We start from the raw sequence: 26392 nt of genomic DNA, 5'->3' as shown, positions 1-26392 counted from the left end.
ATGCGCTCCTCCGGTTCAGTACACGAAGCCCGCCGCGCCGACGAGGCGCGGCGTGTCGCCCGACAGCAGGTCGAGCCCCAGGTTGTGCTGCACCGCGAACTCCAGGTCGCTGCTCGGCCGCGCGACGGTGTCGATCGCCTGCTCGAGCTGGCCGGGCCCGGCCGGCTGCACGATGTACGGCGTAACGATCACGACCACCTCGGTCTTGCTGTCCTGGAAGTTCTTCGACGAAAACAGTCGGCCGATGATCGGCAGCCGGCCGAGCCCCGGAATCTGCGACACGGTGTCGGCCGTCTGGCTCTGCAGCAGCCCGCCGATCGCGAAGCTCTGCCCGCTCGACAACTCGACCGTCGTCTCGACGCGCCGCACCGTGAGCCCCGGCACCTTGACGCCGCCGGTCGTCACGCTGTTGTTCGCATCGACCTCGCTCACCTCCGGCCGGACCTTCAGGCTGATCCGGTTGTCGGCGAGCACGGTCGGCGTAAAGTCGAGCGACACGCCGAACGGCTTGAACTCGACCGTGATCGCGCCGGTCGACGAACCGGCCTGCGCAACCGGGATCGGAATCTCGCCGCCCGCGAGGAAGCTCGCGGTCTCGCCGGACATCGCGGTGAGGTTCGGTTCCGCGAGCATCGTGATCAGGCCCTCCTGGTCGAGTGCGTCGAGCACGACGTCGATCGACCAGCGCCCCGCGCGGAACCCGCCGAGCACCGAGAAGGCGCCCGTCGGCGACAGGTTGAACAGGCCGCTCGTCGGATCGAACAGCGTGCGTCCGTTGAACAGCCCGCCGACGAAGTTGCCGGCACCGCCCAGCGAACTCCAGTTGATGCCGAGCTGCTGCGTGATGTTGCGGCTCACCTCGGTCACCCGCACGCGCAGGTTCACCTGGATCGGACGCGACAGCGTGAGCCGGTTGACGATCTTCTCCTTGTCGTGCAGGTACGGCGTGAGCGACTGCATCACGGCGTCCGCGTCGGCCGCGCTCGGCACCTTGCCCGACACCATCAGCGAGCCCGGCGCACCGGACACCGACAGCTTCAGCTGCGGAAAGCGGCTGTCGAGCACGCCCTGCAGCGACGCCGTATCGACCTGCACGATCACGGTCTTGCGCAGGATCGGACGATGGTTCGCGCCAAGTGCGATCAGCGTGGTCGTGCCCGCCTTCTTGCCGAACACGAACACGGTGCGCGGCGACGGCACCTGGATGTCCGCGATGGCCGGATCGGCGACGAACATCGCGGTCGCGGGCTCGGGCAGCGACAGCAGTTCACCCTTGCCGGTCGCGATCGACAGCGCCGCGCCCGCGTCCGGCGCGCGCGCGACCTGCGCGAACGCGCCCCCGGACGCGACGATGCAGGCCAGGCACCCCGAAGCGATCCAACCAACCATGCGCACCATGCGTGTTCCCGTCAAATGCCGGCCGCCGGGCGGCCGGCCCGAATCGTCAATCCGTCACTGCGCCGCCGCGCCTGCCGGCTGCGCAGTGGCATCCGCCGCGACATTGGCGCCGCCCGTCGTCGTGGGCATCGCGGGCATCGCCGGCCAGGCCGACAGCCCGGACGGCAGCGGCGGCAGGCCCGGAGTGCCGGTGCCGCCGCCACGCGATCCGTCGTCGACCGACGAACCGCGATAGATCACGACCGCGTTGCTCCGCCACGCCGGCCGCGCGCCCGTCTCCGGCCCGGCGGACGGTTCGCGCGCGACCTCGCGGGCCGCGCGCGACACGTCGCCGGCCCACACGGGCTGCGTATCGGGCTCCTGCTCGTCGCCGCCCGCCGGCTGCCGCCGGTCGCTCGTCGCGAAACTGCGCAATGCGAGCGACAGCGAGCCGAGGCGTGTCGCCACCAGCACGACCTGCGCGGTGCGCGGCGCGACCTCGAGCGTGACCGTGCGTGCGCGGGCCGTCGCGTCCGGCGCGCTCGCCGGCGCCTTCGTGCGCTGGAATTCGGAGCCGACCGCGAGCACGCGTGCGCGCCGCACCACCGTCTCCGCTTCGAACGTGCCGGGCGACGTCGCCGAGCCGCCGATCTGCTGCGTCAGCAGCACGTCGACGAAGTCGCCCGGCTGGATCAGGCCCGCGTTGCCCGACACGTCGTCGACCGGCACCGAGATCGCGCGCATGCCGGGTTGCAGCGCGGCCGCGAGAAAATCCGGCGCACCGGCCGGTATCACGTTCTCGACGCGAATCGGTGCGCCCACGCCGACGTGGTTGCGCAGCAGCGCGCCTTTCAGGTCCGCGCCCGGCTGCGACTCGACGAACGCGCCAGCCGGCACCTGCGCGCGCGGCATGCGCTTCCACGCAAGATCGTTGTCGCGCAGCAGCAGCCCTTCCGGCAGATCGGCCGCGGCAACCCGCACGCGCGCCTGATCCGTTTCGGCGGGCACCGATGGCGTCGACGCGGCGACGTACAGTTCGCGCAGGATGAACGCACCGATGCCGGCGGCAACGACGAGCACGGCCAGTCTCAGCGGTTTGGGCATGGCAGCGTGCGTCCCCCCGGCTAGGTCAGCGAAACCGTGTGCGGAAACGATACCCAGACGGCCAGCGTGCCGCCGAGCGCGAGCGCAACGCCATACGGCACGCTGCGCGCGGCGACCGCGCGAACCGACGCGGCACGCCGCGGCCGCGACGCGAGCAACGCGAGGCCGCACAACGCACCGCCCGCGCCGATGCCCGTCAGCACCGGAACCACCAGTGCCGGGCCGGCCCACAGGAATACCGCCGCCGCCAGCTTGACATCGCCTCCGCCGATCCAGCCCGCATGGCGCATGCCGCCGAACAGCAGCAGCATCGCCGCGCCGGTCGCGACATGGCCGGCCAGCGGCGCGAACCCGTCGCGGGCGAGCGCCGCCGCGACGAAATACAGCGCGGCGAACGCCAGCACCACGCGATTGGACAGGCGCCGGTCGCGCAGATCCTGCGCGGCGAGCGAGGCCAGCAAGACCGTGGCCACAGACTGCACGAGCGTGAGCATGGGAGAGCCGTCCGTCGACACGCCCCGGCCGGATACGTTCTACCGCTGCGGATCCCGGTGTTCGTCGGTGGCGCGCGGGTTCAGGGGATCAGATCAGGCTCGTCACCTTGTTGATCAACGTCGTGAACACGCTCGGCAAACCGCCGCTGGTGCTGCTGAGGATCACGCCGACCGCCGCCAGCGCGACCACGACGATTCCGGCCAGCACCGCGTATTCGAGCGAGCTGACGCCACGTTCGTCACGCAGCAGGGACTTGACGTATTGCAGCATGGCAACCTCCGTGTAACGGGGTCGGTGACCGACCGTTGAACGCAAAGACGCTCCGTTGCTCCGGTGGTTGCGCAGGACATTCGCCCATTGCGATCCATGCGCGCGACCCTGGCACGACGTCGCCCGCATCCCCCGGAATCCTCTCGATCACTACGTCACGCGGCGTGCAACGACGACTTCGATCGTTGCGTGCATGCATCCGTACTGCCCCATTTCGCACGATGCCAACCGCGCTGATTCGTCTAGGGTATAGACAATTTTTCAGGCGAATTCAAATTATTTGGCGTCGGAATGTATTTATGGATGACACGCTGCAACAGTGAAAGCGATCGCGTTCATTTGCCGTCATTTCCTTGCGTCTTTTTTACATCGTCCGCGTAGCGAAGCAGTCGCATTGACTGTTGCGCCGCATTATTTACCGACCGGCGACTGAACCGTTTCCATTCGATTTATCGGCATGCCGGAACGATTCACATTCATGCGCTTCGCCGCGCCCGGCCTGCCGTCCAGGCAATCATGATGAATGGGAATCTCGCTCCCCGATTATCCGGCGCCGTCACTATTCCCTGATTCGACAAGCGATCTCCACGCGAATCCACGCTCGTCACCGTCGTGATTTTCCAATCGGCATTTGCCTGATTCCGTGTCCGGATTAAATCAACAGGATTGGAATCCTGATTGAATTTCAGATGCATGTGAATGCGCTTCGCGTTCGTATGGAACGGTGTGCCCGGCGCGGCAACCCGCAAAGCGGCGATAAGCATAGTTCAAATCGTTTCTTGTCCGGCCCCGGCACGCCATCGAGAATGCGTCGACGGGCTGCGGCCCGGCCTTGTTCCCCCAACGTTCCGGATCCATCGATTCATGCTTCCACTGCGCCTGCTGCGATCGCTGCTGATCGCGTCCCTCATTGCGTTGCCGGCCGCCGCCGCGCACGCCGACAAGCCTGCCACCATCCGCATCGGCGTCGCCCAGCAAGGCGCCGGCGATCCGCCGACCTTCGGCGGATCGAGCGCCGCCACCGCGCAGCTGCAGCAGCTGGTCGAAAAGGAATTCGCGGCCGACGGCATCAAGGTGCAGTGGCTGTTCTTCAAGGGCGCGGGGCCGGCCGTCAACGAGGCGATCGCCAACAAGGCGCTCGACTTCGCGTACCAGGGCGACCTGCCCGCCGTGCTCGCGCGGGCGAACGGGATCAAGACGCGCCTGCTGCTCGCCGCGAGCGTGCGCTCGGGCGTCAAGATCGCGGTGCCGCCCGACTCCACGATCCGCTCGATCAAGGACCTGAAGGACCGTCGCGTGTCGATCTTCCGCGGCACCAACCTGCAGCTCGTCGCCGACAACGCGCTCGCGAAAAACGGCCTCAACGAACGCGACCTGCGCGTGATCAACCTCGACTCCGCGAGCGCGCTCGCCGCCCTCGCGTCGAAAGGCATCGACGCGTCGGTGGGCGACTATCAGCTGTACAAGCTGCGCGACGCGGGACTCGCGAAGATCATCTACGAATCGCAGAACGACGGCCCGCAGCTCACGCGCCAGACCCACCTGCTCGTGCTCGACGATTTCGAGCGCGCGCATCCGGACATCGTGCAGCGCGTCGTCAACGCGCTCGTGAAGGGCGCGCAATGGTCGTCCGACGAAGCGAACCGCGACGCGCTGTTCAAGCTGTGGGCAAAGAGCGGCGTGCCGGTTTCGTCGTGGCAGGCCGACTATGCGAACCAGCGCCTGAAGGATCGCTTGTCGCCGCTGATCGACCCGTTCGTCATCGCGCGCTACAAGTCCGTCGCGCAGGATGCGCTCGCGCTGAAGCTGATCCGCCAGCCGGTCGACGTCGACGGCTGGTTCGAGCCGAAGTATCTCGACAACGCGCTGCGCACCCTGAAGCTCGAAAGCTACTGGCAACGCTACGACGCGGCCGGCAAGCCCCTTTCCTGACCCGGACCCGCCCCGATGAGCGACACCGCGTTTTCCATCCCGTCGTCCGAGCGCCACGCGCTCGCCGCGCCGCCGCACCGTGCGCAGGTTGTGAAACGGTGGTCGTGGCGGCTCGCGCCGTGGCTGCTTCCCGCGCTGCTGTTCACGCTGTGGAGTGTCGGCAGCGCGCGCGGCTGGATCGCGCCGCAAATCCTGCCGCCGCCCGAACGCGTGTTCGATGCGCTCGAGGATCTCGCGACGAGCGGCGATCTCGTGCGCCACACGCTGATCAGCCTGCAGCGCGTGCTGGTCGGGTTCGCGGCCGGCACGCTGCTCGGCTTCGCGACCGGCGTCGCGCTCGGCCTGTCGCGCACGCTGGAAGCGTACGTGCTGCCGAGCTTCAACGCGCTCGTGCAGATTCCGGTGCTCGGCTGGCTGCCGTTCCTGCTGCTGCTCGTCGGCGTCGGCGAACCGCTCAAGTACCTGCTGATCGCGCATGCGGCGCTGGTCCCCGTCACGCTGAGCACGTTGCAAGGGTTTCGCCAGACACCGCCCGCGCTCGACGAAGTCGCCCGCGTATTCGGCTACACGCGCCGGCAACGCATCGTGCACGTCGTGCTGCCCGCCGCGATCCCGACGCTCGCAACCGGCGTGCGGCTCGCGTTCACGAAGTCGTGGCTCGCACTCGTCGTCGTCGAGCTCGTCGCATCGTCCGAAGGGCTCGGCTACCTGATCGTGTACGGGCGGCAACTGTTCCAGCTCGATCTCGTGATGGCGGCCGTGATCGTCGTCGGCGCGGTCGGCCTGCTGATCAACCGGCTGCTCGACGCGCTCGAAGCGCGCCTGCGCCGCGGCGTGCCGTCCGCGTTCCGCGGCTGAACCACCCGCCCTGCCCGCGCCACCGAAGGAGTCCTGCCCTTGACGTATCCTGCTGCCGCGCCCGATGCCACCCCGCATGCCACCCCGTCCGCCCGTCGCCTGCGCGCACCCGACTGGCGCGGCTTCGTGCTGCCGCTCGTCGCGTTCGCGCTGTGGTGGGCGATCGCTTCCGCCCACCTCGTGAGCAGCGGGCTGCTCGTCGGCCCGGCCGACGTGCTGCGCACCGCATGCGCGCAAGCCACGAGCGGTGCACTCGGCCGTGCGCTGTCCGCGTCGCTCGCGCGTGAAGCGTGCGGTTTCGCGCTCGGCGCGACCGGCGGGCTGCTGCTCGGCGCCGCGCTCGGGCTGTCGCGCGTCGCCGCGCGAATGGTCGGCCCGAGCTTCGACACGTTCAAGCAGATCTCGCTGTTCGCGTGGATTCCGCTGATTTCCGTGTGGTTCGGCCTCGGCGACGTCGCCAAGGTCGTGTTCCTGTCGCTCGCCGCGCTGCTGCCCGCCGCCGCGCATACCTGCGACGGCATTCATGCGGTGCCGCGCGCGTATGTCGACGTTGCCCGCGCGCTGCGCTACTCGCGGCTCCAGCTCGTCCGCTACGTGATCCTGCCGGCCGCGCTGCCGTCGATCTTCACCGGGCTGTATCTCGGCCTGATCTATTCGTGGCTCGCGACGCTCGGCGCCGAATACCTGCTGGTCGCCGGCAGCGGGATCGGCAACACGCTGATCGACGGCAGCGAGCAGTTCCGGATGGATCTCGTGCTGTTCGGGATCATCGTCGTCGGCGTGACCGGCTGGGCCCTGAACGCGATCGCGCGTGCGATCGAGCGCAAGGTGCTGGCCCGGCGCGGCGACCTGACGCGTTGATCGCCCTTTCCTTCCTCGACATCCACTTCCTCGCCCTGCCATGACGACCCTCGCCTCCGATTCGCTCGACGTCCTCCACGTGAGCAAGCACTACGCGCAACGCGGCGCCGCGCTCGCCGTACTCGACGACGTGTCGCTGCACGTGCGCGCCGGCGAATTCGTCACGATCGTCGGTGCGAGCGGCTGCGGCAAGTCGACGCTGCTGCGGCTGATCGCCGGTCTCGACACCGACTACGCGGGCGAGATCCGCGCCGGTGCCGAACGCGTGCGCGACACGTCGCTGCAGCGCGGGATCGTGTTCCAGGATCACCGGCTGTTCCCGTGGCTGACCGTCGCGCAGAACATCGAGGCCGCGCTGCGCAACGCGCCGCTCGACGCGGCCGCGAAACGGCGCGCGGTTGCCGATCACATCGCACTCGTCGGGCTGAACGGCTTCGAGCACGCGTATCCGAACCAGCTGTCGGGCGGGATGGCGCAACGCGTCGCGATCGCGCGCGGCCTCGTGAACCGCCCGCGCGTGCTGCTGCTCGACGAGCCGTTCGGCGCGCTCGACGCGCAGACGCGCGCGCGGATGCAGAATGAACTGCTGCGCATCTGGGAACAGGAGCGCATCACGATGATCCTCGTCACGCACGATGTGGACGAAGCCGTGTATCTCGGCGACCGCGTCGTGACGATGGCGCCGCGCCCGGGGCGCATCGAACGCATCGTCGATGTCGCGTTGCCGCGCCCGCGACGGCGCGATTCGCCGGAATTCGCACGATTGCGCGACACCGTGCTCGCCGATTTCGACGACAGCGAACCGCCGGGCGACGGTCCCCCGGGCGGCAAGCGCATCGACCCGCCGCGCCCGCACCGGATCGGCGAATGGCGGCTTGCGTGGTAGCCCGCATGTCGTGTCGATTTGCTCAGCATGACGATGCATATCGATCATCGCTGCGCACACGCTAAGGTTGTGACGATTCATCGGTTCCGATTGCGCGCGGTCCCTGCTTGAATGGAGACTCGACCGACCCGACTCCAGGAGACTCCCGATGTCCGAAGTCCAGCACGCCGCTCACCCGTCTTCGCATGCTTCGCACGCCGCGCCGCGCACGGCCACCGCCCCGCTCCAGATTCGCCAGGTCGCCGGCCGGATCGGCGCCGAGATCGCCGGCGTGCGGCTGTCGGGCACGCTCGACGACGCGACGTTCGATGCGATCCAGGCCGCGCTGCTGCGCCACAAGGTGCTGTTCTTCCGTGGCCAGCACCATCTCGACGACACGACGCAGGAAGCGTTCGCGCGCCGCTTCGGCGATACCGTCGCGCACCCGACCGTGCCGTCCGTCGACGGCAGCGCGCACCTGCTCGAACTCGATTCCGCACACGGCGCGCGCGCCAATTCGTGGCACACCGACGTGACGTTCGTCGATGCGTACCCGAAGATCTCGATCCTGCGCGCGGTCGTGATCCCGCCGTTCGGCGGCGACACGGTATGGGCCAACACGGCCGCCGCGTACGCGAACCTTCCCGACCCGCTGCGCGCGCTCGCCGACACGCTGTGGGCACTGCATACGAACGCATACGACTACGCGTCGACGCACGTGCATGCCGACGATACGCAGCTGAAGCGCTACCGCGAAGTGTTCACGTCGACCGTCTACGAAACCGAGCACCCGGTCGTGCGCGTCCATCCGGAAACCGGCGAACGCACGCTCGTGCTCGGGCATTTCGTGCAGCGGCTCAAGGGGCTGTCGGCACAGGATTCCGCGCACCTGCTGCAGGTCTTCCACGAACATGTGACGCGCCTCGAGAACACCGTGCGCTGGAACTGGCAGGAAGGCGACGTCGCGATCTGGGACAACCGCGCGACGCAGCACTACGCGATCAACGACTACGGCGATGCGCGCCGCGTCGTGCGCCGCGCGACCGTGCACGGCGACGTGCCGGTCGGCATCGACGGCCGCCAGAGCGTCGTATTGAAGGGGCCGGGCGCGACGCTGCAATAACGCCCGCATTCGGGCCGGCGGCGCCTTGTGCGCGCCGCCGCCCCTGCGCGGCTTTCCGCCACCGGACACCCGACCATGCCTATCCCGCCTCCGGACCGACGCCCGCACGCGCAACGATGTCGGCCCTTCGCCCCGTTCACTTCCGCCAGGAGCGACGCATGAGCGCCCTACCCGAACCCGCCGCCCAGCCGGTCGACGTGATTCCGCTGTCTGCCCATATCGGTGCGGAAATCCGCGGCGTCGACCTCACGCAACCGTTGACCACGCCGCAGATCTCGGCGATCCGCACCGCGCTGCTGAAATGGCGCGTCGTCTTCTTCCGCGAGCAATTCCTCACGCACGAGCAGCACGTCGCGTTCTCCGCGCAATTCGGCGAGCCGACGGTCGGCCACCCGGTGTTCGGGCACGTCGACGGGCATCCGGCCGTCTACTCGGTCGCGAAGCATCGCAAGGCCACGCGCTTCGAAGGCGAACCGGTGCGCCGGCCGTGGACCGGCTGGCATACCGACGTGACGGCCGCCGTGAACCCGCCGTGGGCGTCGATCCTGCGCGGCGTGACGATCCCGCCGTACGGCGGCGACACGCACTGGACGAACCTCGTGCGGGCATACGAAACGCTGTCGGCGCCGCTGCGCGGCTTCGTCGACGGCCTGCGCGGCGTTCATCGCTTCACACCGCCGGCCGGTGCGCGTGCGACCGGTGCGTTCGACGACGCGGTCGAACGCCGCCCGCTCGTCACCGAGCACCCGCTCGTGCGCGTGCATCCGGAGACCGGCGAACGCGCGCTGTACGTGAGCCCGAGCTTCCTGAAATCGATCGTCGGGCTGACGCCGCGCGAGAGCCAGGCGCTGCTCGAACTGCTGTGGGAACACGTGACGCGGCCGGAATTCACGATCCGCTTCAAGTGGGAGCCGCGCAGCATCGCGTTCTGGGACAACCGCGCAACCGCCCACCTCGCGCCGGTCGACATCTTCGATCTCGACTTCGACCGCCAGCTCTATCGCACGACGCTCACCGGCGATGTACCGGTCGGCCCCGACGGCCGGCCGTCGGTCGCGCTCGAAGGGTCGCCGGTCGAAGCCGCGGCGGCGGCCGCGCTCAACTGAACTGACCTGACGGCACAGCCGGCGCGCACTGCATCGCGCCGGCCTTTCCTGGCTCCTGTCACACCACGCGGACGAAAGTGCAAGGCGCTGGCCGCGCACGTCCGCGCGGCCCGTCCGTCAATCCAGCCAGACCCCGTCGAAGCGGTGCCCGCCGAGCGGCGAGAACGTCAGCCCGTGCACGCGCTTGGACACGGGCAGCGACACGATCGACGTCGCGATCGGCGTGAACGGCACCTGGTCCTTGAACACGACCTGCGCCTGTTCGTAAAGCGCCGTGCGCTTCGCGACGTCCGCATTGGAACGCGCCGCGTCCACCAGCTTCTCGAAATCCTGGTTGCACCACTTCGCGAGATTGCTGCCGTGCACCGCGTCGCAACCGAGCAGCGTGCCGAGCCAGTTGTCGGGGTCGCCGTTATCGCCAGACCAGCCGTACAGGATCGCGTCGTGCTGTCCGTCGTGCTTCGCGCGGCGGTTGTATTCGCCCCATTCGTAGCTGACGATCTTCGCGCGCACGCCGATCTTCGCCCAGTCCTGCTGGATCAGCTGCGCCATCAACTGCGCATTCGGGTTGTACGGGCGCTGCACCGGCATCGCCCACAACGTCAGGTCGAAACCGTTCGGGAACCCGGCCTGCGCGAGCAGCGCCTTCGCGGCCGCCGGATCGCGCGGCGCATCCTTCAGGCGCGGGTTGTACGACCATTGCGCGGGCGGCATCGGATTCGTCGCGATCTTCGCGTCGCCGTTGAACACCGTCTTCACGATCGCCGACTTGTCGATCGCGATATCGAGCGCGCGCCGCACGTCGACGCGATCGAGCGGCGCATGCTGCGTGTTGTACGCGACGAAGCCGACGTTGAAGCCCATCCCCGAGAACAACGTCAGCTTCGGGTCGCGCCGCACCGTATCGAGGTCGGCCGGCCGCGGGAATACCGATACCTGGCACTCGCCGGCCACCAGCTTCTGCAGGCGCGCGGCCGGATCGGGCGTGATCGCGAACACGAGACGGGCGAGCTTCACGTCGTCCGGCTTCCAGTAGTCGGGATTCGCGTCGTAGCGGATCAGCGCGTCCTTCTGGTACGTGCGCAGCAGGAACGGCCCGGTGCCGACCGGGAACTGGTTGATGTCGGCCTCGCGATGGCGCGCCGCGAGCTGCGACGCATACTCGGCCGACAGGATCGACGCGAACGCCATCGCGAGATTGCGCACGAACACGACGTCGGGCGTCTTCAGCACGAAGCGCACCGTGTAGTCGTCGACCTTGTCGATACGCTCGACATTGCGGTCGAAGCCGAGGTCGCTGAAATACGGGAAGCTCACCGGGTAAGCCTTGCGGAACGGATCGTCCGGATCGAGCATCCGGTGGAACGTGAAGACGACGTCGTCGGCCTGGAACGGCCGCGTCGGCTTGAACCACGCGGTCGTCTGGAACTTCACGCCCCGCCGCAGGTGGAAGGTGATCGTGCGCTGGTCGGGCGACACGTCCCAGCTCGTCGCGAGCGCCGGCTCGAGATCGAGCGTGCCGCGCTTGAATTGCACGAGCCCGTTGTAGACCGGGTACGTGCTCGCGTCGAAATCGGTGCTCGTCGTATGCTGGCCCGGATCGAAGCCGGCCGGGCTGCCTTCGGTGCAATACACGAGCGTCTTGCCGGACGGCGCGGCCAGCGCCTGCGTGGCCGCGCCGGCGAGCAGCAGCGACGCCGCGATACAGCGCAGGGCCGTCGCGGCATGGGGTATGCCACGCGCACGACGCGCGGCTGACGAAACGAAAGCGTTCTTCATGGTGGCGGAGAAGGAAGATGGCTGTCATGCAAATGACGACGGCCGATCTTCGCGCGCCTCCCGCCGATCGCTTACCAATTAATTTCGCGTTGCTTATCGTCGTGGCTGCATCCCGCTGCCCGTGCATGAAAACGTCCACGCAAGCGCCGGGCGGCCTTCTCGCGCCGCCGTCTTCCGGCCCCCTGCAGACTGGCGCGAAATGGCGCATCGTATCGGCTGGCCAACGCCGGCACGGGCGCGCCGGGATCCTCCCGGCGCCACCGCGCCGCCGATACCAGGAGGACTCACGATGCCTGTCAGCTCCGATACGTCCGCTCGCCCGGTGAAGACGCCGGGCCCCGATCACCCGATCACGGTCGAACCGCACCCGCGGCGCGTCGTCGTCAAGGCGGCCGGCAAGGTCGTCGCGGATACGCGCCACGCGCTGGCGCTGCGCGAAGCCGCTTACCCGGCCGTGCTCTACATCCCGCGCGAGGACGCCGACCTGACGCTGCTACAACGCACCGATCACGCGACCTACTGCCCGTACAAGGGCGACGCCGCCTACTACTCGATTCCGGCCGGCGGCGCGCGCGCGGTCAATGCCGTCTGGACCTACGAGGCGCCGTATCCGGCCGTCGATGCGATCCGCGGGCATCTCGCGTTCTATCCGGATCGCGTCGATTCGATCGAGGAAAGCCCGGCCGGCTCCGATTGAGCATCGCGGCAGCCGTTCATCGAATGCCGGGCGGCCGCGCGTGCAACGTCGCGATTTCGCCGACGCGTCCCGTCGTGCCGGCGCGTTCCGGCGGATTCCGGCCGGTTCTTGCGCGGATCACCGGCTCGAACAACGACAACGCGTCCGCCGCTGATTTGCATATGCGGATTCGTTGGTTGGCCGCCGGCCCACGCGGCCGTATCGTCCTGAATCCGGCGCGGGCCGGCCCGTGGCGCGCATCGCCCGCATCGGGCCCCACCCTGCGCCGACCGCGCCGCTTTTCGCGCGCGGCCCGTGAACCCGCACGCAGGACGCCTCGATGAACGACACACCGCACGCAGACGTTGAACCGACACCGCCGAACCCGCATCGCCGCCAGTGGCTGCAAGGCGCGGCCGCCGGGCTGGCCGGGCTCGCGCTCGGCCCGCTCGCGGGCCTGCCTGCACACGCGCAGGACAGCGGCACGCGGCTGCGCATCGGTTTCCAGAAATACGGCAACTTCGTCGTGCTCAAGGCACGCGGCACGCTGGAGAAGCGGCTCGCGAGCCAGGGCGTCACCGTGCAATGGCTCGAATTTCCGGCCGGCCCGCAATTGCTCGAGGGCCTGAACGCCGGCGCGATCGACGTCGGCACGGTCGGCGAGACGCCGCCGATCTTCGCGCAGGCGGGCGGCGTCGATTTCGTCTACATCGGCAACGAGCCGCCCGCGCCGCAGGGCGAGGCGATCGTCGTGCTGCCCGATTCGCCGATCCGCACCGTCGCGCAGCTGCGCGGCAAGAAAGTCGCGTTCAACAAGGGTTCGAACGTCCACTACCTGCTCGTGAAGGCGCTCGAACACGCGGGCCTGACGTATGCCGACATCCAGCCGATCTACCTGACGCCCGCCGACGCACGCGCCGCGTTCGTGCAGCGCAGCGTCGATGCGTGGGTCATCTGGGATCCGTACCTGGCCGCCGCCGAACGGCAGATCGGTGCGCGCGTGATCGCGAACGGCGAAGGGCTCGTGCGCAATACGCAGTACTACCTCGCGGCGCGCAAATACGCGGCCGCTCACCCGCAGGTACTGCGCGCGCTGCTCGACGAAGTCGACGCGGTCGACCGCTGGGCGCGCGACCATGCGCCGGAAGTCGCCACGCAACTGTCGCCGCTCGTCGGCCTCGACGCGCCGACGCTCGAAGTCGCGCTCAAGCGCGCCGGCTACGGCGTGCAGCCGATCACCGACGCAACGCTCGCGTATCAGCAGAACATCGCGGACGCATTCAGCACGCTGAAGCTGATTCCCGGCAAGCTGTCGGTCGCGAGCGCACGCTGACGCATCGCGGCCGACGCGCGGCGCGGAACGCGTGCATCAGCGCGCGGGTGCCGCGCCGATGCGTCGCCATTCGTCGTAGTCGGTCACGAGGCCCGCTTCGTCGACCGCGATATCGGCCGCATACGTGCCGCTTTCGTAGCGGTACACGTGCGCCGCCGTGCGCGTATAGCGCTGCTCGCCGCGCACGAATTCGAAATCCGGAAAGCGCAGCCACGCGGTATGGATCACGGCCGCCTCGCCGACGGCCAGCCCGAGGCGCCGGATCGGCAGCGTATTCGTCGACGGGCTGAAGCCGAGATCGAGATCGGTCGCGCCCGCGAGCGCCGGTGCGTCGACGCCGTCGATCGTCCATCGCCCCGCGTCGCACGCGATCTCCCGTTGACGCGGCGGCAGCGTGCCGCCCCACTGCGTGATGCGTGCCGAACGCGTGAGCCAGTCGGCGCCGCATGCGATCGCGTAGTCGATGCGAAACGGCGCCCCGTCGATCGCACCCGACACCGACCCCGACAGGTCGATTCCCGTTCGCGACTCGACGAGCCTGCACCATTCGGCCGCCTGCCACGTCTGCACGATCTGCCATGCGACGCAGCGCGTGCGCGCCGCTTCATCCTGTTGCGTCATGTCATCGTCTCCAGTCGATCGCACGGAAGCCGATTGTCGCCGATCGCACCCGCGGACACACGCGGCGTCGGCACCCGATGGTCAGTATCGGTTCGCCGCGCACCCTCGGGCAGCGTCGCTTTGGTACCATCCGTCGATCGGCATCAACCGGAACCGGACAAGGGGCGCGACTTCATGGATTTGCTGGCGACGATGCGCATCTACGTCAGGGTCGTCGAGCGCGGCACGATGTCCGGCGCGGCGCGGGATCTCGACCTGGGCCAGCCGGCCGTCAGCGAACGTATCGAGCGACTCGAGAAGCATCTCGGCACGCGGCTCCTGATGCGCAGTGCGCGCACCCTCGTGTGCACGGAAGAAGGCCGGATCTTCTACGAACGCAGCAAGGCACTGCTCGAAGCGGCCGACGAAGCCGTCGCATCGGTCTCGAAGACGGAACACGCGCTCGACGGCACGATCCGGCTCGCGGCGCCGCAATGCTTCGGCGAGATCGTGCTGCCGCGCGTGCTGATGCATGTCCGCACCGCGTATCCGGGCCTGCACATCGATCTGGTCCTGAACGACGACATCGTCGATCCGGTCACGGAAGGCGTCGACATCTCGATCCGCGTCGGCCAGCTCGGCGACGGCGGGTTCGTCGCGCATCCGGTCGGCGCGGTCGGCCGCCGGCTCGTCGCCGCGCCGTCGTATCTCGAGCGGCACGGCCCGATCGATGCGAAGGCCGATCTCGCGAACCACCCGTTCATCCGCGTGAAAGGCGTGTTCGCGAGCGAACGGCTGCCGCTGCAGCGCGACGGCGACGCGCTCGAATACGCGCGCATCCGTACGATCATGACGACGAGCCACTGGCGCCCGATGTTCGACACGATCGCGGCCGGCGGCGGCATCGGCGTGGTCCAGCACCCGGCCTGCGCGGATGCGCTCGCGGCCGGCACGCTCGTCGAGCTCCTGCCGCAGTACGTGATTCCCGACTTCGCGCTCAACGTGCTCGTACACGCGCAGCGACCGCTGCCGCCGCGCGTGCGGGCCGTCGTCGACCTGCTGAAGCAGGACATCCCGCCGCTGCTGGCCCGCCCTGCCCGATAACGGCGGCCAGCGCCGCACCCATCACGCCTGCAGCGACTTCCCCGGCTCCTTCACGTGGGCGTCGACTTCCATCTGGTAGAAGCGCGCGCTGACGAAGCCGAACAGCGTCCAGCCCAGGAACACGCACAGGCCGCCGAGCATCAGCGCCTGCTCGCCCGAGCTGAACAGCGCATAGAAGCTGTACGCGGTGGCCACCATCGCGATCGCGTTGGTCAGCAGCGCCTTCGCCGGCGGCACCTTCGCAACCTTCTGGATCGTGATCAGCGCGGCCATCGACATCACGTAAGGCACGAGGTTCGTGACGACCGCGAGATCCACGATCTTCTGGAACTGGCTGCTCAGCTCCGGGCTGATCGTCATCAGCGCGAGCGCGACCTGTGCGACGAGCAGGATCACCATCCCGACGATCGGCGTGCCGGTGCGCGTCGCACGCGCGAACACCGGCAGGAAGTAGCCGACGTCCGCCGAGCTCTTGAACACCTGCGCGACCGTGAACTGCCAGCCGAGCAGCGAGCCGATGCACGCGATCACCATCAGCGCGGTGACGATCGTGCCGACCGTCGGCGTGAACATCGTCGCGAACGCGATGCCGAACGGCGCATTCGATTTCGCGAGGATCGCGTTGGGCACGATCCCCGCGATCACGTTGGTCGACACGATGTAGAAGATCGCCGATGCGATCGTGCCGCCGAGCACGGCGATCGGCACGTTGCGCTCCGGATTCTCGACGGCGTCCGAGTTCGCGCACGCCGATTCGAGCCCGAGGAACGCCCACAGCGTCACCGCGATCGAGCTGCCGACGGCCGGCCCGAACGGCATGTTGTTCGGGTTCCACGCGGCGCCCCAGGTTGCGCCGCTGAACCAGAACCAGCCGATCAGCGACACGACGACGACCGGGATGATCACGCCCCACACCGTCACCGCGCCGATCCGGCCGGTGATGCGCGAGCCGCCGAAGTTCGCGACCGTCGTGAGCACGAGCAGGAAGATCGTCCACAGGCCCGTCTGCAGCGGCGACAGCGTCGCGTCGAACAGCACGGTGCCGTAGCCGACCGCCGTGACGCCGATCGCGACGTTGGCGATCACGAGCGACAGCCCGTACGTGTAGTTCGCCATGTAGTTGCCGGCCTTGCCGAACGCATACTCCGCATAGCCGCCCATCCCGCCCGGCTTGCGGCTCAGCATCCCGCAGCGCGCGAACGCATAGGCCAGCGCGAGCGAGCCGCCGGCCGTGACGATCCACGACAGCAGCGAGATCGTGCCGACCTGCGCGAGCTTCGACGGCAGCAGGATGATGCCGGAGCCCATCATGTTGACCGCCGTGAGGATGGTCAGCTGCCAGACGTTCATCCGGTTCTTCGGCGCGGCCGCGGTGGCCGCGCCGGACATGCGCGCTGCGTTTTCCATGATGTCGATCCCTCGATGTGAGGCCGCCGCGCGGCCGGTCGCTCGTTCAGGCCGTCAGGCAATACACGCGGTACGTGCCGTCCTCGACTTCCACGCCGTGCGTGTCGTGCGCGAAGCCCGGGAAGCGCCGGTCGTACGCTTCGAGCGCCTTCAGGTAGCCGAGCACCGGGCCGCCGGCCGGCCCCGCGTTCTCGCCCGGCATCAGCAGCGGGATGCCCGGCGGATACGGCACGACGCCGGTGGCGACCGTGCGCCCGGCCAGTTCCTCGAGCGTGACCTGCTCGACGCGGCCCTGCACCAGATGCTCGTACGCGCGCACCGGGCTCATCTCCGGCTTCGGCAGGATCGAGAATGCTTCCGACATCAGCCGCGTCGTGCCGAGCTGCTCCATCGCCGCGAACATCGTGTCGGCCAGGTCCTTCAGCCCCATGCCCGCGTAGCGCGAGCCGTGTTCCTTCGCGAGCGACGGAATCGCCATGTCGAGCGGCAGGTTCGCGTCGTAGTCGCGCTTGAAGTCGCACAGCGCGCTGACGAGCGAGCCCCACTTGCCCTTCGTGATGCCGATCGAGAACAGGAACAGGATCGTGAAGTCGGTGGTTTTCTCGACGACGATCCCGCGCGCATCGAGATACGCGGTCACGACGCTCGCCGGAATGCCAACCGGCATCAGCCCGCCGGCCGGCGCGACGCCCGGCGTGACGATCGACACCTTGATCGGATCGAGCATGCAGTAGCCGTCCTCGATATTGCCGAAGCCGTGCCATTGCGCGCCGGGGCGCAGCACCCAGCACGACGGGTCGCTCGCGAGCAGTTCCGGCGGCGCATCGTGGAACGGCAGCGTGCGGCCCGTGCGCGTCTCGAGCACGGTGTCCGGTTGCCAGCATTCGAAGAACCAGTCGCCCTTCGCGCCGAACTCGCTGTTCATCCGCGCGATCATCTGCCGGAACGCGACGGCCTCCTCGATCGACTCGTGCGTGAGCGCCGCGCCGCCGGGGCCGTCCATCATCGCGGCCGCGACGTCGTTCGACGCGATGATCGCGTAGTTAGGCGACGTCGACGCGTGCATCATGAACGTTTCGTTGAACTGGCCATGCGGAATCGGGTTGCGACCGTCGCGCACGTGGATGTACGACGCCTGCGACAGCGCGGTGAGCAGCTTGTGCGTCGACTGCGTCGCGAACACCGTCGGGCGGTCCGCACGATGGTCGCGCGGGTCGCCGTGCATCGCATGGCGATCGCGGTAGATCGGGTTGAAACGCGCATAGCCGTACCAGGCTTCGTCGAAATGCAGCCGGTCGACGCTCGCGCCGAGCAGTTCCTCGACACGCGCGACGTTGTAGCACAGGCCGTCATACGTCGAGTTGGTGACGATCGCATGCTTCGGCTGGCGATCGGCGAGCCCGGCCGTCAGCGGGTTCGACGCGATCGCCTCGCGGATCGCCGCCTGCGTGAGGCGCTCGGACGCGATCGGCCCGATGATCCCGTAGCGGTTGCGCGTCGGCACGAGGTAGGTCGGGATCGCGCCCGACATCGTCATCGCATGCTCGGCCGACTTGTGGCAGTTGCGGTCGCACAGCGCAATCTGGTCGCGGCTCACGCTCGCCATCAGGATGATGCGGTTCGACGTCGACGAGCCGTTCGTCACGTGATACGTGCGATGCGCGCCGAACACACGCGCCGCGTAGCGCTCGCTTTCGCCGATCGGGCCCGAGTGGTCGAGCAGCGAGCCAAGTTCGCCGACCGAGATCGACAGGTCGGAACGGAACAGCGCTTCGCCGAAGTATTCGAAGAACGCGCGGCCCACCGGCGATTTCAGGAAGCCCGTGCCGCCCGTGTGGCCGGGCGTATGCCACGAGTATTCGTAGACGCGCGAGAATTTCGCGAGCGCGCCGAACATCGGCGGCAGCACGGTGGCGCGATAGCGTTCGATCGCCGCATGGATGCGCCCGCCGATGAAGTCGGCCGTATCCTCGAGCAGCCACACGAAATCGTCGACCTGGCCCATCACCCTGGACGGCACCGACGACGCAACGCTGCGGTCCGCCAGCAGGAAGATCGGCACGTTGCCGTTGCGAAGCCGGATCGCATCGACCACGGCCTCGGACGGCCCGTGGCCGTCCACGCCGAGATCCCAGTCGAGCAGCACGCACTGGATCGACGGATCGGAACGGACCAGCATGATCGCATCGTCGGCCGACGTTGCCGTGAGCACGTCGATGTCGCGCTGCACGAGCTCCGCGCTCAGCGTGCGGACCGCGCGACCGGTCGCCGTTTCCTGCGTGATCTCGTCGTCGACCAGAAGCGCGCGCATGCCGAGACGACGAATGCCACCGACGGACGTATTCATGGTGTTGCCCTCGTTGATCCGATGCTTCGTTGGGTTTCATTCGTCTCACGAGCACGCGGACAGCAGGCCACGGGCGGCGGCATGAGACGCTCGCAAATCCGGTTTGATTCGCCATCCAATTCGGAGCCGACTATGCCATAGATGCCTTTTGATGAAAAGCAGACGAATCGGTGAAACTGTCGGCCGTTTTCAAATCGCCTTTCACAATCGGTTCATTTTGATGTGCATTGCAACACACCAATTCCCGATTATTCGATCGTTCTCACCCGGTAATCCGATGGTCGATTCCGGTCGATTGAATTCGCCGGGTTTTGTTGCTACGATCGGCTGCGCCGTGCATCGACCGGTGGCGGCCGGAAGCGCCGCACAAGGCTTTTTCGTGCGACGCGCGATTCGGCATTCAGCATTCGCGGGAGCGTTTCAATCGGCTGCGGCGCGTGTCGGATTACACGGATTACGCGCCCGTGCGAATGCCGCTCCCGTTTCGCACATTTACGGGAGAGTTCGCGTGAGCCTGTTGAAAATCGCAGTCGAGCCGGCGCTGATTGGCGCCTTCCTCACCACGCACGAACAGGTCGACGTATTCCAGACCGATTTCACGAATATCGCGGCAATCGTCGTCGGAATCGAGTCGGCGCAACAGGTGCTTGAAACCGTCGAAAGAACCGGGTTCGCGATTCCGTTCTTCGTCGCGGTCGAGCCCAACCAGGAAGTGCCGCCGTCGATCCTGCCGAGCGCGAGCGGCGTGATCCAGCTCCGCCACGGCGGGCGCCACTACTACGGCCGCCAGATCTCCGCCGCCGCCGACATCTACAGCGAGAACCTGCTGCCCCCGTTCTTCAAGGTGATGCGCGAATACGTGCAGCGCGGCTATGTCGAGTTCGACTGCCCCGGCCACCAGGGCGGCCAGTTCTTCTCGAATCACCCGCTCGGCCGGATGTTCTTCGACTTCTTCGGCGAGACGATCTTTCGCGCCGACCTCTGCAACGCCGACGTCCGCCTCGGCGACCTGCTGATCCACGAAGGCCCCGCGCTGGAAGCGCAGCGCAATGCCGCCCGGATCTACAACGCGGACAAGACCTGGTTCGTACTGAACGGCACGTCGACGTCGAACAAGGTCGTCACGAGCGCGCTGCTCGCGCCCGACGATCTCGTGCTGTTCGACCGCAACAACCACAAGTCGGTGCACCTCGGCGCGCTCGTGCTGTCGGGCGCGCGGCCGGTCTACCTCGAAACCGCGCGCAACGCGTGGGGCCTCATCGGCGGCGTCGACAGCGCGGCGCTCGACGAAGCGCGCATTCGCGACGCGATCCGCGACGTCGCGCCCGAGCGCGCCGACCGGCCGCGCCCGTTCCGGCTCGCGGTGATCCAGCTCGGCACCTACGACGGCACGATCTACAACGCGCGCGAGATCGTCGACCGGATCGGGCATCTGTGCGACTACATCCTGTTCGATTCGGCGTGGGTCGGCTACGAGCAGTTCATCCCGATGATGCAGGACTGCTCGCCGCTGATGCTCACCCTCGGCCCCGACGATCCCGGCATCTTCGTCACGCAGTCGGTGCACAAGCAGCAGGCCGGCTTCTCGCAGACATCGCAGATCCACAAGAAGGACAGCCACATCGAAGGCCAGAAGCGCTTCTGCGATCACCGGCGCTTCAACAACGCGTACATGATCCATGCATCGACGAGCCCGTTCTATCCGATGTTCGCGGCGCTCGACGTCAACGCGCAGATGCACGCGGGCCCGGCCGGCAAGCGCCTGTGGCGCGACTGCGTCGCGCACGGCGTCGATGCCCGCAAGCTGCTGCTGAAGACCTGCCGCCAGATCCGACCGTTCGTTCCGCAGAACATCGACGGCCGCCCGTGGGCCGACTACCCGACCGAGCAGATCGTCGACGACCTGCGCTTCTTCCGTTTCCACCCGTCCGACACGTGGCATGGCTTCGAAGGCTACGCGGACGACCAGTATTTCGTGGATCCGTGCAAGCTGCTGCTGACGACGCCCGGCATCGATCGCGACACGCACGAGTACGCAGCGTTCGGCGCACCGGCGCCGATCCTGGCACGCTACCTGCGCGAACACGGCGTCGTGCCCGAGAAGGCCGACCTGTACACGATCCTGTTCCTGCTGACGCCGTCGGAGAGCTTCGGCAAGCTGCAGCACCTGGTCGCGCACCTCGCGCAGTTCGAACGCCATCTCGACCAGGACACGCCGCTGCGCGAAGCGATTCCGTCGCTGTGCGAAGCGTATCCGGAGCTGTACGGCAACATGCGCCTGCGGCAGCTGTGCCAGCGGATGCACGACTTCTACCGCAGCCACGACATGAAGCGTCTGCAGAAGCTGATGTTCCGGCGCGCGCAATTCCCGAAACAGGCGATGCTGCCGCAGGCCGCGAATGCCGAGCTGATCCGCAACAACGTCGAGCTCGTCACGCTCGATCGCATCGAAGGCCGGATTGCGACGGAGGGCGCGCTGCCCTATCCGCCGGGCATCTTCTGCGTGGTGCCCGGCGAAACATGGGGCGGCCCGGCGCTCGACTACTTCCGCGCACTCGAAGCGGGGATCAACGCGCTGCCGGGCTTCGAGCCGGAAATCCAGGGCGTTTATCTGCAAACGCGGCCGGACGGCACGAAGCAGGCTTCGGCCTACGTGGTGGCGGCCGGCGCCGACGCGTCACGCGGGTAAGCCGGGTTGGCGGGCGGCCGCGCGCCGCTCGCGATCCTGAGCGCATCGCGAAACATCACGGGCGGCGCGACGCGCCCGCCCGCCGCGTCACCATGCCTGCCGGTAAATCTCCAGCGCATCGGCCTCCGTTACCTCGCGCGGGTTGTTCACGAGCAGGCGCGTCTGCAGCATCGCATCCGACGCCATCCTCGGCAGGTCGCCCTCGCCGATCCCGACCTCGCGCAGCGTGCGCGGGATGCCCGTCGCGACGATCAACCGGTCGATCTCGCCAATCAGCGCGTGCGTGCGCGCTTCGTCGCTGCCCGTCGCCGACGGTGCGACGATCGACGCGAGTTCCGCATACAACGGCGCGGCAGCCGGTGCGTTGAAACGCAGCACATGCGGAAGCACGAGCGCATTCGACAACCCGTGCGGCACATGGAAGATCCCGCCGACCGGATAGGCCAGCGCATGCACGGCCGCGACCGGCGCATTCGCGAACGCCTGCCCCGCGAACATCGCGCCGACCAGCATCGCCTCGCGCGCGTGACGATTCCGGCCGTCGTCGCACGCCGCGAGCAGGTTGCGCGACAGCAGCGTCAGCGCGTGCACGGCCAACATGTCGGACACCGGGTTCTTCAGCCGCGCGGACGTGTAGGCCTCGATCGCGTGCACCATCGCGTCGATGCCCGTCGCGGCTGTTGCCGCGCGCGGCAGGCCGAGCGTGAGCTCGGCGTCGAGGATCGCGACGTCAGCAAACAGGTGCGGCGACACGACACCCATCTTGCGCGCCTCGCCGACCGTGACGATCGACACGGCCGTCACTTCGGAGCCGGTGCCGGCCGTCGTCGGCATCTGCACGAGCGGCAGCCGCGCGCTCGTGACCTTGTCGACGCCGTACATGTCGGCCAGCGCCTGCCGCCCCGGCGCGAGCACCGCGATCAGCTTCGCGACGTCCATCGACGATCCGCCGCCCAGGCCGAGCACGATCTCGGCATCGGCCGCGACGGCCCGTTCGGTCGCGTCCAGCACCACATGCTCGGGTGGATCGGCGATCACGTCGTCGATCACGGTGACCTGCCAGCCATGCGCGGCGAGACTCTCCAGCGCGGGCGCAAGCACGCCGCTGCGATGCAGGAACGCGTCGGTGACGACACACAGCCGCACGAGCGCCGGAAAGCGCTCGCGCAACAGCGTGCCGAGCCGGCGCGCGGCGCCGAATTCGACGACCTGCGTCGGAACGGTACGGAATTGAAACGGGTTCATCGGGTGCCTCCCGGTGGCGTCGCCGTGCCGGTGTCCGGCTGCACCATGTAGCGCGACACGTCGCGGCGATCGAGCAACGGAATGATCGCGCCGATCCCGATCCGCTGGAAATGCGGCGTTTCCCGATGCACATCGAGACCGTCAGCGTCGCGGTAGCGTTCGAGGATCACGATGTGGTCCGGGTCCTCCGGCGACCGGAAATACCCATAGTCGAGATTCTTCGGCTCGGCGCGCGTGGCCGGCGCGAGCTCGGCGAGCAATTCGATCACGCGGTCGCCGTTGCCGGGTTTCGCGTAGTAATGCGCGATGACCTGAAGGTAGGGTTCGTTCATGTTGCGCTCCGGGTTCGACTGGGGGCCGTCACGACGGGGACGCACGCCAGGCGCGGCGAACCGGAGGGATTCGAACGCGACGGCGCTACGCCGTGTCACTGGCGGGTCGTCGCATTGTATTGAATCGGCACGGCATTCGCAGCGCCGCCACCGCGCCGCGAACAACCCCGCGGATCCCGCGCCCCGTTCACGGCCCCGAGGATCGCAACTGGCCGCTACCCGCCGCGCGATGTGCCGATGCGACGATCACCACGGCACCGTCCTCCCCAGATAGTCGAGATACTCGAGCCCCGGGCGCACCCGCTTTGCGATCAGCACGTTCACGAGACTCGGCACGCTTTCCTCGATCGTCAGGCGCGCATCGGGCCCGCCCAGCTCCGTGCGGACCCAGCCGGGCGCCATCAGCACCATCGCGCGCCGCGTATCGGCCTGGCGCGCCGCGAAGCTGCGCATGAACTGGTTCAGCGCGGCCTTGCTGCCGCGATACACCTCGCGCATCCCGCTGACGTTGTTCGCGACGCTGCCCTGCCCCGACGACATCGCGCCGATCAGGCCGTCCGCGGTCACGAGATCCTGCAGCGTCTCGATCACGCGCATCGGCGCCAGCGCATTCGTGATCATCACGCGCACGAACTCGTCGGTCGTCACTTCGCCGATCGTTTCGGTCGGCTCGTTCGTCGTGCCCGCATTCACGAACAGCATGTCGAAGCGCCGGCCCGACAGTCGCTCGCGCAGCGCGGCCAGTTGCGTCGGCTCGCAGACGTCGAGCGTCTCGATGTCGAGCCGGCCGTCGAACCGGTCGGCGAGGTCGTGCAGCTTCGTGCGCCCCGATCCTGCGCGGACGGTGCCCGTTACGCACCAGCCTTTGTCCAGGAACGCGTCCGCCATCGCGAGCCCAAGGCCGCGCGACGCCGCGACGAGCAGGATCGCGGGCACATTTCCGTTCGATTCAGTTGATTGCATGGTTTCCGCCTTTGCCGGGATTCGTCATGCAGCCACTATAGGTGCGCATCACGACAGGCGCCAGACGCACCAAACTCAACACTTAGTTGCATCGAACGCCATACCAATCCGCGCAGAGGCGTATCCTGTCGCCATGGAAGACATCGACCTGAACCTCGTCACCGCGCTCGACGTGCTGCTGTCGGAAGGCAGCGTGACCGGCGCCGCGCGCCGGCTCGGCCTGAGCACGTCCGCGATGAGCCGCACGCTCACGCGGCTGCGGCTGTCCACCGGCGATCAGTTGCTCGTGCGCGCCGGGCGCAAGCTCGTGCCGACGCCGCACGCAGCCGCGTTGCGCGACCGCGTGCACGCGATTGCAAGCGAGGCGCGCGCGGTGCTGCAACCGGCGACGGCCGACGTGGACATGGCGACGCACGCGGCCACGTTCACCCTCCGCGCGGCCGCATCGTTCATGGAAATGCTGTCCGGCCCGGTGGTCGCCGCCCTCGGCGAAATCGCGCCGCAGGTGCGCATCCGCTTCGTCCCGAAGCCGGACCGCGATCCGCAAGCGCTGCGCGACGGCGCCGTCGACCTGGAAATCGGCAAGCGCGGCGACGATGCGCCCGAACTGCACACACGCATGCTGTTTCACGACTGGCACGTCGCGGTGGCACGCACCGGGCATCCGTTGTTCGCTTCGGGCAGGATCACACCCGCGCGTTATGCAGCCTGCCGTCACGTGATCGCGTCGCAGCTCGGCGATTTCGGCGGGCCGGCTGACGACTCGACCGACAAGGGCGGCTCGGGCCACACCGTGCACGTCGTGGTACCGGGCTACCCCGATGCGATGCGGGTCGCGGCCAGCACCGACCTGATCGCGCTCGTGCCGCGCTCGAGCCTCGGCAACGCGTTCTCGCCGGGGCTCACGGAGGCCCTCGGGCTGCGCAGCTTCGAGATCCCGGTGCAACTGCCCGAGATCCTCGTGTCCGCGCTGTGGCACCCGCGCATGCACGGCGACCCCGTGCATCGGCGCCTGCGCGATGCAGTCATCGCCGTCTGCCAGCGCGCGTATCCGGATGGCCGCGCGCCGCGCACACCGGTGCGCCGCACCGGCACGCGCGCGACAGGCTGACGCGCCGCTCAGACCAGCCGGCCGCCGCCGTCGATGTGCAGGATCTCGCCATTCATGAAGCCGTTGCCCAGCAGGAACGCGATCGCTTCCCCCACCTCATCGGCACGCCCCACTCGGCCGCCGGGCAGCGACGACGCGGCGCCCGCGAGAATCGTGTCGCGTGCTTCCGGGCCGAACGCGTCGTACAGCGGCGTCTCGACGAAGCCCGGCGCGACGACGTTCACGCGAATCGGCTTCAGCTCGAGCGCGAGCGACTGCGCCAGCGCCTCGACGCCGCGCACGGCGGCGGCAATGACGGATACGCCCTGCGCCGGACGATCCGACAGTTGCCCGCCGGTCAGCACGATCGAGCCGGTCGCGGGCATCAGCGGCAACGCGGCGCGGATCGCGTAGACCGGCCCGGCGATACGCTCCTGCAGCGCGGCGAGCAGTTGATCGGGGTCGGTCTCGTTCAGCTTGCCGGCAATGAACCGGCCGGCCGTGACGACCAGGTGATCGACGCGCGCGATCGTGCCGAACACGGCCTCCACGGCATGCCGGTCCGCGATGTCGGCCACCTCGATGCGCGCGCCGCCGATCGCTTGCGCGGCGGACTCGAGCTTCGCGCGGGTCCGGCCGACCAGCGTGACGCCGGCGCCTTTCGCCTTCGCGGCCGCTGCAGCCGCGAGGCCGATGCCGGAACTCCCGCCGAATACCACGACGTGTGCACCGTCCAGTGCAGAAGATTGCGTTGCCTCGTTCATGTCGACTCCTCATCAGGGATTGAAGGTTCGAGAACGTTAGGTCATTCTCCATTGCGCAGGAACATGGGACAC

The 26392-nt window shown here is 68.2% G+C and carries 24 protein-coding genes; 11 read left to right on the top strand and 13 right to left on the bottom strand.

Going from position 1 to position 26392, the window contains the following annotated elements:
• Positions 1-15 precede the first annotated feature (15 nt).
• The 5 genes from BDI24065_RS13795 to BDI24065_RS13775 all read right to left on the bottom strand — a co-directional run bounded on the left by BDI24065_RS13795 (position 16) and on the right by BDI24065_RS13775 (position 4010).
• Complete coding sequence (locus BDI24065_RS13795) at positions 16-1398, bottom strand: type II and III secretion system protein family protein (RefSeq protein WP_175031735.1); 1383 nt, start codon at positions 1396-1398, stop codon at positions 16-18.
• Between the two features lie 54 nt (positions 1399-1452).
• Positions 1453-2481 carry a Flp pilus assembly protein CpaB gene (gene cpaB, locus BDI24065_RS13790; protein WP_175031734.1) on the bottom strand — a complete coding sequence of 343 codons (1029 nt, stop codon included), beginning with the start codon at positions 2479-2481 and terminating at the stop codon, positions 1453-1455.
• A gap of 20 nt (positions 2482-2501) precedes the next feature.
• A complete protein-coding gene (locus tag BDI24065_RS13785; protein WP_175031733.1) occupies positions 2502-2975 on the bottom strand; it encodes an A24 family peptidase in 474 nt (157 codons plus the stop codon).
• A gap of 88 nt (positions 2976-3063) precedes the next feature.
• Positions 3064-3246, bottom strand: coding sequence for a Flp family type IVb pilin (locus BDI24065_RS13780; RefSeq protein WP_041493341.1), 183 nt, complete (start codon positions 3244-3246; stop codon positions 3064-3066).
• A gap of 476 nt (positions 3247-3722) precedes the next feature.
• On the bottom strand, positions 3723-4010 hold the full coding sequence (locus tag BDI24065_RS13775) for a hypothetical protein (protein WP_175031732.1): 288 nt from the start codon (positions 4008-4010) through the stop codon (positions 3723-3725).
• Between the two features lie 100 nt (positions 4011-4110).
• Between BDI24065_RS13775 and BDI24065_RS13770 the strand changes: the two genes are divergently transcribed.
• From BDI24065_RS13770 to BDI24065_RS13745, 6 genes are all read left to right on the top strand, one after another.
• Positions 4111-5178: an ABC transporter substrate-binding protein gene (locus tag BDI24065_RS13770; protein ID WP_175031731.1), complete on the top strand. Its 1068-nt coding sequence runs from the start codon at positions 4111-4113 to the stop codon at positions 5176-5178.
• A gap of 15 nt (positions 5179-5193) precedes the next feature.
• A complete protein-coding gene (locus BDI24065_RS13765) occupies positions 5194-6036 on the top strand; it encodes an ABC transporter permease (protein WP_175031730.1) in 843 nt (280 codons plus the stop codon).
• A 39-nt stretch (positions 6037-6075) separates the two neighbouring features.
• Positions 6076-6897, top strand: coding sequence for an ABC transporter permease (locus tag BDI24065_RS13760; protein WP_175031729.1), 822 nt, complete (start codon positions 6076-6078; stop codon positions 6895-6897).
• A gap of 40 nt (positions 6898-6937) precedes the next feature.
• A complete protein-coding gene (locus tag BDI24065_RS13755) occupies positions 6938-7783 on the top strand; it encodes an ABC transporter ATP-binding protein (protein WP_175031728.1) in 846 nt (281 codons plus the stop codon).
• A 148-nt stretch (positions 7784-7931) separates the two neighbouring features.
• A complete protein-coding gene (locus tag BDI24065_RS13750) occupies positions 7932-8885 on the top strand; it encodes a TauD/TfdA dioxygenase family protein (RefSeq protein ID WP_175031727.1) in 954 nt (317 codons plus the stop codon).
• Between the two features lie 158 nt (positions 8886-9043).
• On the top strand, positions 9044-9991 hold the full coding sequence (locus BDI24065_RS13745) for a TauD/TfdA dioxygenase family protein (RefSeq protein WP_175031726.1): 948 nt from the start codon (positions 9044-9046) through the stop codon (positions 9989-9991).
• 117 nt (positions 9992-10108) lie between these two features.
• On the opposite strand, the gene BDI24065_RS13740 is transcribed toward BDI24065_RS13745, so the two are convergent.
• The gene (locus BDI24065_RS13740; RefSeq protein WP_175031725.1) at positions 10109-11770 is read right to left on the bottom strand and encodes an ABC transporter substrate-binding protein; all 1662 of its coding nucleotides are present in this window, start codon (positions 11768-11770) and stop codon (positions 10109-10111) included.
• A 289-nt stretch (positions 11771-12059) separates the two neighbouring features.
• Here BDI24065_RS13740 and BDI24065_RS13735 point away from each other — a divergent pair, with 289 nt between their 5' ends.
• Together BDI24065_RS13735 and BDI24065_RS13730 are read left to right on the top strand one after the other, a co-directional pair.
• The gene (locus tag BDI24065_RS13735; protein ID WP_175031724.1) at positions 12060-12467 is read left to right on the top strand and encodes a DUF427 domain-containing protein; all 408 of its coding nucleotides are present in this window, start codon (positions 12060-12062) and stop codon (positions 12465-12467) included.
• Between the two features lie 319 nt (positions 12468-12786).
• Positions 12787-13779 (top strand): sulfonate ABC transporter substrate-binding protein, encoded by a 993-nt coding sequence (locus tag BDI24065_RS13730; protein ID WP_175031723.1) that lies wholly within the window; start codon positions 12787-12789, stop codon positions 13777-13779.
• A gap of 36 nt (positions 13780-13815) precedes the next feature.
• Here BDI24065_RS13730 and BDI24065_RS13725 read toward each other — a convergent pair whose 3' ends face one another.
• Positions 13816-14400, bottom strand: a complete 585-nt coding sequence (locus tag BDI24065_RS13725; RefSeq protein ID WP_175031722.1) for a putative glycolipid-binding domain-containing protein — start codon at positions 14398-14400, stop codon at positions 13816-13818.
• Between the two features lie 174 nt (positions 14401-14574).
• Between BDI24065_RS13725 and BDI24065_RS13720 the strand changes: the two genes are divergently transcribed.
• Positions 14575-15483 (top strand): LysR family transcriptional regulator, encoded by a 909-nt coding sequence (locus BDI24065_RS13720; protein WP_175031721.1) that lies wholly within the window; start codon positions 14575-14577, stop codon positions 15481-15483.
• 21 nt (positions 15484-15504) lie between these two features.
• On the opposite strand, the gene potE is transcribed toward BDI24065_RS13720, so the two are convergent.
• Both potE and BDI24065_RS13710 read right to left on the bottom strand, forming a co-directional pair.
• Complete coding sequence (gene potE, locus BDI24065_RS13715) at positions 15505-16890, bottom strand: putrescine-ornithine antiporter (RefSeq protein WP_175031720.1); 1386 nt, start codon at positions 16888-16890, stop codon at positions 15505-15507.
• A 46-nt stretch (positions 16891-16936) separates the two neighbouring features.
• Positions 16937-19237 carry an Orn/Lys/Arg decarboxylase N-terminal domain-containing protein gene (locus BDI24065_RS13710; RefSeq protein ID WP_175031719.1) on the bottom strand — a complete coding sequence of 767 codons (2301 nt, stop codon included), beginning with the start codon at positions 19235-19237 and terminating at the stop codon, positions 16937-16939.
• 508 nt (positions 19238-19745) lie between these two features.
• Between BDI24065_RS13710 and BDI24065_RS13705 the strand changes: the two genes are divergently transcribed.
• Positions 19746-21926 (top strand): ornithine decarboxylase, encoded by a 2181-nt coding sequence (locus BDI24065_RS13705; protein ID WP_175031718.1) that lies wholly within the window; start codon positions 19746-19748, stop codon positions 21924-21926.
• Positions 21927-22013: 87 nt separating this feature from the next.
• Here the strand turns inward: BDI24065_RS13705 and BDI24065_RS13700 are convergent, their stop codons facing one another.
• From BDI24065_RS13700 to BDI24065_RS13690, 3 genes are all read right to left on the bottom strand, one after another.
• On the bottom strand, positions 22014-23171 hold the full coding sequence (locus BDI24065_RS13700; RefSeq protein WP_175031717.1) for an iron-containing alcohol dehydrogenase: 1158 nt from the start codon (positions 23169-23171) through the stop codon (positions 22014-22016).
• Positions 23168-23503, bottom strand: coding sequence for a putative quinol monooxygenase (locus BDI24065_RS13695; protein ID WP_174958473.1), 336 nt, complete (start codon positions 23501-23503; stop codon positions 23168-23170). Before BDI24065_RS13695 ends, BDI24065_RS13700 begins: the two co-directional genes overlap by 4 nt.
• A 246-nt stretch (positions 23504-23749) precedes the next feature.
• A complete protein-coding gene (locus tag BDI24065_RS13690) occupies positions 23750-24466 on the bottom strand; it encodes an SDR family oxidoreductase (protein ID WP_175031716.1) in 717 nt (238 codons plus the stop codon).
• A gap of 133 nt (positions 24467-24599) precedes the next feature.
• On the opposite strand from BDI24065_RS13690, the gene BDI24065_RS13685 reads away from it, so the two are divergent.
• Positions 24600-25577, top strand: a complete 978-nt coding sequence (locus BDI24065_RS13685) for a LysR family transcriptional regulator (RefSeq protein ID WP_175031715.1) — start codon at positions 24600-24602, stop codon at positions 25575-25577.
• Between the two features lie 8 nt (positions 25578-25585).
• Here the strand turns inward: BDI24065_RS13685 and BDI24065_RS13680 are convergent, their stop codons facing one another.
• Complete coding sequence (locus tag BDI24065_RS13680; RefSeq protein ID WP_175031714.1) at positions 25586-26320, bottom strand: SDR family oxidoreductase; 735 nt, start codon at positions 26318-26320, stop codon at positions 25586-25588.
• Between the last annotated feature and the right edge of the window lie 72 nt (positions 26321-26392).

Origin of the sequence: Burkholderia lata (assembly GCF_902499025.1) — a bacterium.
GTDB classification, from domain to species: Bacteria; Pseudomonadota; Gammaproteobacteria; order Burkholderiales; family Burkholderiaceae; genus Burkholderia; species Burkholderia lata_C.
Note: the sequence above shows the minus strand (reverse complement) of the source record. Positions and strands in the feature narration are given on the sequence as shown.

Coding starts and splice junctions, on each gene's coding strand:
- BDI24065_RS13775 (WP_175031732.1), bottom strand. CDS start 4,010: ATGCTTATCGCCGCTTTGCGGGTTGCCGCGCCGGGCACACCGTTCCAT.
- cpaB (WP_175031734.1), bottom strand. CDS start 2,481: ATGCCCAAACCGCTGAGACTGGCCGTGCTCGTCGTTGCCGCCGGCATC.
- BDI24065_RS13780 (WP_041493341.1), bottom strand. CDS start 3,246: ATGCTGCAATACGTCAAGTCCCTGCTGCGTGACGAACGTGGCGTCAGC.
- BDI24065_RS13690 (WP_175031716.1), bottom strand. CDS start 24,466: ATGCAATCAACTGAATCGAACGGAAATGTGCCCGCGATCCTGCTCGTC.
- BDI24065_RS13785 (WP_175031733.1), bottom strand. CDS start 2,975: ATGCTCACGCTCGTGCAGTCTGTGGCCACGGTCTTGCTGGCCTCGCTC.
- BDI24065_RS13695 (WP_174958473.1), bottom strand. CDS start 23,503: ATGAACGAACCCTACCTTCAGGTCATCGCGCATTACTACGCGAAACCC.
- BDI24065_RS13700 (WP_175031717.1), bottom strand. CDS start 23,171: ATGAACCCGTTTCAATTCCGTACCGTTCCGACGCAGGTCGTCGAATTC.
- BDI24065_RS13750 (WP_175031727.1), top strand. CDS start 7,932: ATGTCCGAAGTCCAGCACGCCGCTCACCCGTCTTCGCATGCTTCGCAC.
- BDI24065_RS13730 (WP_175031723.1), top strand. CDS start 12,787: ATGAACGACACACCGCACGCAGACGTTGAACCGACACCGCCGAACCCG.
- BDI24065_RS13770 (WP_175031731.1), top strand. CDS start 4,111: ATGCTTCCACTGCGCCTGCTGCGATCGCTGCTGATCGCGTCCCTCATT.
- BDI24065_RS13755 (WP_175031728.1), top strand. CDS start 6,938: ATGACGACCCTCGCCTCCGATTCGCTCGACGTCCTCCACGTGAGCAAG.
- BDI24065_RS13745 (WP_175031726.1), top strand. CDS start 9,044: ATGAGCGCCCTACCCGAACCCGCCGCCCAGCCGGTCGACGTGATTCCG.
- BDI24065_RS13710 (WP_175031719.1), bottom strand. CDS start 19,237: ATGAATACGTCCGTCGGTGGCATTCGTCGTCTCGGCATGCGCGCGCTT.
- BDI24065_RS13735 (WP_175031724.1), top strand. CDS start 12,060: ATGCCTGTCAGCTCCGATACGTCCGCTCGCCCGGTGAAGACGCCGGGC.
- BDI24065_RS13795 (WP_175031735.1), bottom strand. CDS start 1,398: ATGGTGCGCATGGTTGGTTGGATCGCTTCGGGGTGCCTGGCCTGCATC.
- BDI24065_RS13740 (WP_175031725.1), bottom strand. CDS start 11,770: ATGAAGAACGCTTTCGTTTCGTCAGCCGCGCGTCGTGCGCGTGGCATA.
- BDI24065_RS13725 (WP_175031722.1), bottom strand. CDS start 14,400: ATGACGCAACAGGATGAAGCGGCGCGCACGCGCTGCGTCGCATGGCAG.
- BDI24065_RS13685 (WP_175031715.1), top strand. CDS start 24,600: ATGGAAGACATCGACCTGAACCTCGTCACCGCGCTCGACGTGCTGCTG.
- potE (WP_175031720.1), bottom strand. CDS start 16,890: ATGGAAAACGCAGCGCGCATGTCCGGCGCGGCCACCGCGGCCGCGCCG.
- BDI24065_RS13720 (WP_175031721.1), top strand. CDS start 14,575: ATGGATTTGCTGGCGACGATGCGCATCTACGTCAGGGTCGTCGAGCGC.
- BDI24065_RS13765 (WP_175031730.1), top strand. CDS start 5,194: ATGAGCGACACCGCGTTTTCCATCCCGTCGTCCGAGCGCCACGCGCTC.
- BDI24065_RS13680 (WP_175031714.1), bottom strand. CDS start 26,320: ATGAACGAGGCAACGCAATCTTCTGCACTGGACGGTGCACACGTCGTG.